7 protein-coding genes (1 of these 7 cut by a window edge) are annotated in these 6,766 nt (G+C 63.2%); 3 read left to right on the top strand and 4 right to left on the bottom strand.

The window, feature by feature from the left end; translation table 11 throughout:
* Positions 1-6 precede the first annotated feature (6 nt).
* Positions 7-903, bottom strand: a complete 897-nt coding sequence (gene nhaR / locus H7F36_RS15485; protein WP_187051662.1) for a transcriptional activator NhaR — start codon at positions 901-903, stop codon at positions 7-9.
* A 163-nt stretch (positions 904-1,066) separates the two neighbouring features.
* On the opposite strand from nhaR, the gene H7F36_RS15490 reads away from it, so the two are divergent.
* Complete coding sequence (locus tag H7F36_RS15490; RefSeq protein ID WP_187051663.1) at positions 1,067-1,762, top strand: Bax inhibitor-1/YccA family protein; 696 nt, start codon at positions 1,067-1,069, stop codon at positions 1,760-1,762.
* 19 nt (positions 1,763-1,781) lie between these two features.
* Positions 1,782-2,735: a YcjF family protein gene (locus H7F36_RS15495; protein WP_222620484.1), complete on the top strand. Its 954-nt coding sequence runs from the start codon at positions 1,782-1,784 to the stop codon at positions 2,733-2,735.
* Positions 2,736-2,776: 41 nt separating this feature from the next.
* Here the strand turns inward: H7F36_RS15495 and H7F36_RS15500 are convergent, their stop codons facing one another.
* Positions 2,777-4,633 carry a PhoX family protein gene (locus H7F36_RS15500; protein ID WP_187051665.1) on the bottom strand — a complete coding sequence of 619 codons (1,857 nt, stop codon included), beginning with the start codon at positions 4,631-4,633 and terminating at the stop codon, positions 2,777-2,779.
* 97 nt (positions 4,634-4,730) lie between these two features.
* Here H7F36_RS15500 and H7F36_RS15505 point away from each other — a divergent pair, with 97 nt between their 5' ends.
* Complete coding sequence (locus H7F36_RS15505) at positions 4,731-5,552, top strand: crotonase/enoyl-CoA hydratase family protein (protein WP_187051666.1); 822 nt, start codon at positions 4,731-4,733, stop codon at positions 5,550-5,552.
* Between the two features lie 33 nt (positions 5,553-5,585).
* Here H7F36_RS15505 and H7F36_RS15510 read toward each other — a convergent pair whose 3' ends face one another.
* Both H7F36_RS15510 and H7F36_RS15515 read right to left on the bottom strand, forming a co-directional pair.
* Positions 5,586-6,278, bottom strand: a complete 693-nt coding sequence (locus tag H7F36_RS15510) for a nitroreductase (RefSeq protein ID WP_187055003.1) — start codon at positions 6,276-6,278, stop codon at positions 5,586-5,588.
* A 319-nt stretch (positions 6,279-6,597) separates the two neighbouring features.
* A protein-coding gene (locus tag H7F36_RS15515) for a hypothetical protein (RefSeq protein WP_187051667.1) crosses the window boundary here: on the bottom strand, positions 6,598-6,766 show its 3' portion. It continues 89 nt past the right edge of the window; the window shows 169 of its 258 coding nt (coding positions 90-258); its start codon lies beyond the right edge, outside the window — the gene reads right to left on this strand; it ends in the stop codon at positions 6,598-6,600.

The following is a 6,766-nucleotide window of genomic DNA, read 5'->3' on the forward strand; positions in this document are numbered from 1 at the left end:
ATGTATTCAATTCCGAGAGAACTTCACCCGTGCCGCCTTGGTGATCGCCACCACGCACGGATGCGTGATGCGCCGCTCGACCGAGATGGCAAAGAACTCTTCGATCAGCTCCGCGGCGCGACCGATCACTTCGACGCCATACTGTGCACAGGTTTCGTCTTCGAGCACGGTCGGTGTCATGAAGACACCGCGGCCTTCGCCGCCGAAGGCTTTGAGCAGCGCCGCGTCGTCGAACTCGCCGATGAGGCGTGGTCGCAAGCCGTGCTCTGCCAGCCATAAGTCCAGCCGTTGCCGCACCGCCGACGAGGCGCCCTGGATCAGCATCGGTGCGCCGTCCATGCACTGCGGAAACTTTCCTTTGAGAGATCGTTTGAGGTCGCCCGATGCGAAGAAACTCATCGCCGTGGTGCCCAGCGTGTGGTTGAAAGCTTTGACGCTTGTTTGCTTGCCCATGGCTTCGTCGGCAATTACCAGGTCGAGGCGCTGCACCGACAACTGACCGAGCAAATCGCGGAAGTTGCCTTCGTGGCAGATGAGGCGGACCTGCTCCGGAATGGCCAGCGCCGGCTCCAGCAAGCGGTAGGCGATCGACTTGGGTACGGCATCGGCAATGCCGACTCGGAAGTTGAGCGTCCGGCCGCTCTCGCCGCGATTGCCGAGTGCGCTTTCCAGCTCGGCGCCGAGCGAAAAAATCTGGTCGGCGTAGCTCAGGGCGGTGTGCCCCTCAGGCGTAAGTTCGACGCCGCGCCCGCTCTTTTGAAACAGATGGCAGCCCAGCCGCTCTTCGAGCAGCTTGATTTGGCCCGAAAGCGTTTGCGGCGTGATGTGCAGCTGCTCGCTGGCGCGCACGATGCCGCCCGCCTTGGCCGCGGCCCAAAAGTAGTGGAGATGCTTGAAGTTCATGACGCGAGGCGATTTTCAAGTAGGCAATCGACCGGTCATGTTAAGCAAAAAGCGAAACGATCGTGTCAAAAATTCGACTTTTCCCGAATGCTTCGCGCGTCTAGAGTGGCTGCATCGCGCGATCTTCATCGATAGCACGTTCTTCAACCACCAAGGAAAAATTATGAACGAAAACATTCAAGTCTTCGGTGACCCGCAAGCGGGAATGTCGACGACCAATCAACGCAATCAGGTTCTGCGCAACACTTACTGGCTGCTGGCGCTATCGATGGTGCCGACGGTGCTGGGCGCATGGGTGGGCATCGAAACCGGCATTGCGCGCGCGATGTCGCCGGGCATCGGCCTGGTCGTCTTTCTGGTCGGCGCGTTTGGCTTCATGTTCGCGATCGAAAAGACCAAGAACTCGGCGGCCGGCGTGCCGGTACTGCTCGGGTTTACCTTCTTCATGGGCCTGATGCTGGCGCGGCTGGTGGGCACGGTGCTCGGCCTGGCAAACGGCGCAGGCCTGGTCATGACGGCGTTCGCCGGCACGGGCGCCATTTTCTTCGGCATGGCGACGCTGTCGTCGGTCATCAAGCGTGACCTGTCTTCGATGGGCAAGTGGCTCTTCATCGGCGTGATCATGTTGCTGGTCGCGGGCATCGCCAACTTCTTCATCCAGTCGAGCGCGTTGATGATCACGCTGTCGGTGCTGGCGATCGGCATCTTCTCGGCATTCATCCTGCACGACCTGAAGCGCGTAAAGGATGGCATCGAAACCAACTACATCACCGCCACGTTGGGCGTCTACCTGAGCCTGTACAACGTGTTCTCCTCGGTGTTGGCACTGCTCGGCATTGGTGGCGGCAAGGAAGAATGAGGGAAAGAAACGAATGAACATCACGTCGCAAGAAACCCAGGCCGTCGTCACGCTGTCTCTGATGGCGGCGTTCGTCGATGGCGACAAGCACGACCGTGAGCGTGAAGAGATCAAGCGCATCGCGGAAGGGCTGTCGCAGAACGACGCGCTGCACTTGCCCACGCTCTACCAGGATGTGCTCATGAAGCGCGTGTCGCTGGCAGACGTGACAGGGCAATTGCTAAGTGCCGATTCAAAGCGGCTGGCTTATGAAATGGCGGTGTGCGTGTGCGATGCCGATGGTGCGCAGTCCAAAGCCGAGCAGCTTTTTCTCGCCGACCTGGCGAGCTCTCTCGGCCTGGAGGCTCGCGCGTTGGCCGAATTCACCCAGCAAGCGGACGAACTGGCCTCCGCACCAATCGCCACCACTGCCGCCACTGCCGCCGCCACGGCAGGCACTGCACCCGACGACGCCGAACTCGACAATGCCATCCTGAACGCCGCCATCCTCAACGGTGCGCTCGAACTGCTGCCTGAAACGCTGTCGACGATGGCGATCATTCCGCTGCAGATGAAGCTGGTCTATCGCGTCGGGAAGGCGCACGGCTTCGAACTCGACCGCGGGCACATCAAGGACTTCATCGCGACGGTCGGTGTCGGGCTCACGTCGCAATATCTGGAGCAGGCAGGGCGGAAGTTGCTCGGCGGTTTGCTTGGCAAGGTCGGTGGCGGTTTCCTCGGTGGCCTCCTGGGCGGTACCGCGAATCAGGCGGTCAGCTCGGGCATGAGCTTCGCGACGACCTATGCGCTCGGCCATGTTGCCAAGCGCTATTACGCCGGCGGCCGCACGCTGTCGACGCAGATGCTCAAAGACGCGTACGCCGACGTCGTGCAGGAGGCGCAAGGCCTGCAGACGCGTTACTTGCCGGAGATGCGCGACAAGGCCAGGACGCTCGACGCCGCGTCGGTGCTGTCCATGGTTCGCAAGGCCTGACACCTGCCACGCCCGGTGCAGGCAGCAGCGCTCCGCGCCGACTACGTTCCCACGAAGCCGCCGTCAACCCGCTGCACCACCACGGTTGCAGATCGCGGCCGGACGGTGCCGGGCACCGTGCCATCGGGCCACGCGCTGCTGGGTTCGCCCGTGCCGTCGTCGCGCCGCTCGCCTGGATGCTGGATGTTCACGAACAGCGTGCGCCGATCGGGCGTCGATGTGCAGCCAGTGATCTCGCAGCCGTTTGGCCCGACTAAAAATCGCTTGATGCGGCCGGTCGCGACGTCGGCGCACAGCATCTGGTTGTTGCCGAGCGCGGTCATCGCGCCCTTGCCGATGTCCTGCCCACTGATGTCGGTCTGGATCCACAGCAGGCCGCCACTGTCGAAGTGCAGGCCGTCGGGCGAGCCGAAGGCATCGGCATCTTTGCTCGGGTACCGCGTTTCGGCATCGTGCAGGGCGGGGTCGCCTGCCAGTGCGAAGTGGTCCCAGTCGAACGACGTCGCGCCAGCGTCATTGCCATCCTCGCGCCAGCGCAGGATGCCGCCAAAGATATTGACGGCGCGCGGGTTGGCCGCGTCGACCGGCGGACGGCTCGGCGTGCCGCGCTGGCTGTTGTTGGTCAAGGTGACGTAGACCTCGCCGGATTGCGGATGCACCGCGATCCATTCGGGTCGGTCCATCTTCGTGCCTCCGACCACGTCGCCGGCGAGCCGCGCATGCACGAGCACGTCGGCAGGCGATGCGAAGCCTGCGGCGGCGTCGATTCCGTTCTTGCCGTGCGCAAGTTCCAGCCATCGGCCGCGACCGCCTTCGTCATAGCGCGCCACGTACAGCGTGCCGTCGTCCAGCAGCGTGCGGTTGGCTGCGCGCGATGCAGCGTCGGTGCCTTGCCGGATCTTCTCGCGGCTCACGAACTTGTAGATGTATTCGAAGCGTGCGTCGTCGCCCATGTACACGGCCACGCGGCCGCCTTTGGTCGTCGTGCAGGTCGCGCTCTCTTGCCGCTTGCGGCCGAGCGCAGTGCGCTTGACGGGTGCCGCGGTCGGGTCGAACGGGTCGATCTCCACGACCCACCCGAAGCGGTTCGATTCGTTTGGATGCTTCGTGATGTCGAAGCGCTCGTCGAAGCGCCAGTACTCGGCCCACTGCGATCCGGGGACGATGCCGTAACGCCGCTGCGCCGCGTCGATGCGCGCCGCTGCTTCCTTGGGGCCGCCGAAATAGCCGTGGAAGTTTTCCTCGCAGGTGAGGTAAGTGCCCCACGGCGTGACGCCTATCGCGCAGTTTGCGAAGGTTCCGAACACTTGGTCGCCGGTCGGGTTGGCGGCCGTGCGCAACCGTGGTGAACCTGCTGCCGGGCCGGCAATGCGCATGGCAGTATTGCCGTGCACACGGCGGGCGTAGGGCGAGGGAAGGACCTGGCGCCAGCCTTCAGGGCGCCGCTCGATCTCGATCACCGACACGCCCATCGCATGCAGCGACTTGCGCACTTTTTCCGCGGTCCACTGGGTGACGCCGTCGGTGTGCAGCAACTGTTCGTCGGTGTACTCGTGGTTCATCACCAGCAAGCCGCGGTCGCCACTGGAACCCAGCGGAAAGAAGTGCATGCCGTCGTGATGCATGCCAGCCTGCACGGCCTGTTCAGCGGCGCTGTTCGATGCATCTCTTGCAAAGGCGGGCATGGCGCCGGCAACGCCGGTGGGCGAGCCCCACGGGTAGAGGACCTGCGCAACATAGCCGCGCGGGACGGTGACGGCATCGCGCAACGTGGCGGGCACGGAGGTGAAGCCGAGCACGGATGAAGAAGCCGAGCCGGAGAGGGCGCAGCCTTGCCCGAGAAGGGCGACAACGGCGGCAGCGCCGGACTGGAGGAATTGTCGGCGGTCGAAAGTCATGGACCGACATCATCGCCGAGCAAGGTCGGGCGTGCCGACGAGTGCTGCGGCGCGATACTCTGAGGCAAAGTCAGAACCGCACAAGAAGGAGACAGTGATGAGCGAACGCATCGAATGGACCCGCCACCCAGATGGCGTGGTCGAACTTCAACTGGCCCGCGCCGACAAGATGAACGCGCTCGATTCCGCGATGTTTGACGCGCTCATCGACGCCGGCGAACGGTTGCGCAAGGACACCGAGGCGCGCGCGGTCGTGATCTCCGGCCGTGGCAAGGCCTTTTGTGCCGGGCTCGACATGCAGTCGTTCGAGCGCATGGACCATGGCAGCGTCAACGTGCTGGGTGAGGGCGCCGCTGGTGCCGATCTGCTGGTGCGCACGCATGGGCTCTCGAATGCGGCGCAGCAGGTGGCGATGACCTGGCGCGATGTACCCATACCTGTCATCGCTGCGGTACACGGCGTTGCATTCGGCGGTGGACTGCAGGTGGCACTGGGCGCCGACATCCGCATCGTCGCACCCGACACGAAGATGTCGGTGATGGAAATCAAATGGGGCCTGGTGCCAGACATGGCCGGCATGGTGCTCATGCGCGAACTGGCGCGGACCGACGTGGTGCGCGAGCTCACGTTCACCGGCCGCATTTTCAGTGGCGAAGAGGCGCTGAAGATCGGCTTCGCAACGCGTCTGTCGACCGAGCCTTTGGCCGATGCACTGCAAATGGCTCACGACATCGCCGCCAAAAGTCCGCATGCGATTCGCGCCGGTAAGCGGCTGCTGAATGCGTCACTGAGCCACAGCGCGGCCGAGATGCTGCTCGCCGAATCGGTCGAGCAGAAGGCGCTGATCGGCAGTGCGAACCAGAGCGAAGCTGTGCGGGCCAATATTGAGCGACGGGCGCCGACGTTCATAGGCATCTAGGCCACCAGGACTTCAGGTGGGACCTTGCCAGCATCACACGCCGATGAATCGCGCCCACTCGTCCAGCGGTGCGCGGTCGGCTACCAACTCGTTGACAGGGTGCGCCGAGTCCCGCCAACCGATCGCCATACCTGTGAAGAGCATGCGCTCAGCGGGGAGGCTCAAAGCGCGCCCCACGGTTTTCGGATAGAGCGACCAGGCTTCCTGCGCGCAGCTATCGAGCCCTTCTTCTCGCAGAAGCAGCATCACGGTCTGCAGGTACATCCCCAGATCCGACCACTGCGGTGGTCCCATCAAACGATCGACCGAGCAAAAGAGCGCCATCGGCGCACCGAAGAAAGCGAAGTTGTTGGCGAACCAGCGCAGCCGCGCCGGTTTGTCATCGCGCGGAATGCCCAGGCGGGCGTACATTGCTTCGCCGATGCCGAAGCGCCTTTCACGCCACGGTGAAGGCAGCGACTTCGGATAGACCTCGTAGGCCGGGGCTTCAGCGTCAGGCACCCGTTCTGTCTGCGTATGTTCCGCCAGCAGCCGTCGCTGCATCGTCGCTTTGAGTTCGGCCAGCGGCTCGCCGGCCAGAATATCGATATGCCACGGCTGGATATTTCCGCCGGAAGGCGATCGCGCCGCCATGTCGATTACGCGTCGAATGACTTCGCCTCCCACCGGGGTGGGAAGAAAAGCGCGAATGGATCGGCGGCTGGTGACTGCTTCTTGTACTTGCATACGGGTTCCGGGGTTGAACGTGGAGCGGGCCTTTGCCGCGCTTGTGCATTCAACCAGAGCGGGCAGCCGGACGTTCACTGCAGACCATCTTTGCCTTCAATGCTTCTGCGCGTGTCGCGTACTACGATCTTCCTGGCCCTGTTCGATCTGTTCAGCTTGGCGCCTTTGCTTGTTCGCATGCGACGACTTGTCACCCTTTGGCATGGTTGCTCCTTCCGGCCTGAGAATTTGCATGCTGCTGTTTGGTGAAGGTGCGGGGTTAGGAATATGCGTTTTTGCGGGTTGGTATCGACTGGCGCGTGGCCGACAGATCGGCTGCTCAGTCGCAGCGAAACAGCACGCCTTGCTGCGCGTCCAGTGCTGCGTCTTCGGGCTTGACCAAACGAAACGGCGCACCGTCTTTGGCGCAGAAAGCTTCGGCTTCTTGCTGAGTTGGCGCCTTCAGCAACCCGTCGTAGAGGCGGATGACGCCTGTGACGGGCACGCTG

The organism is Variovorax sp. PAMC28562, assembly GCF_014303735.1.
Taxonomy (GTDB): Bacteria; Pseudomonadota; Gammaproteobacteria; order Burkholderiales; family Burkholderiaceae_C; genus Variovorax.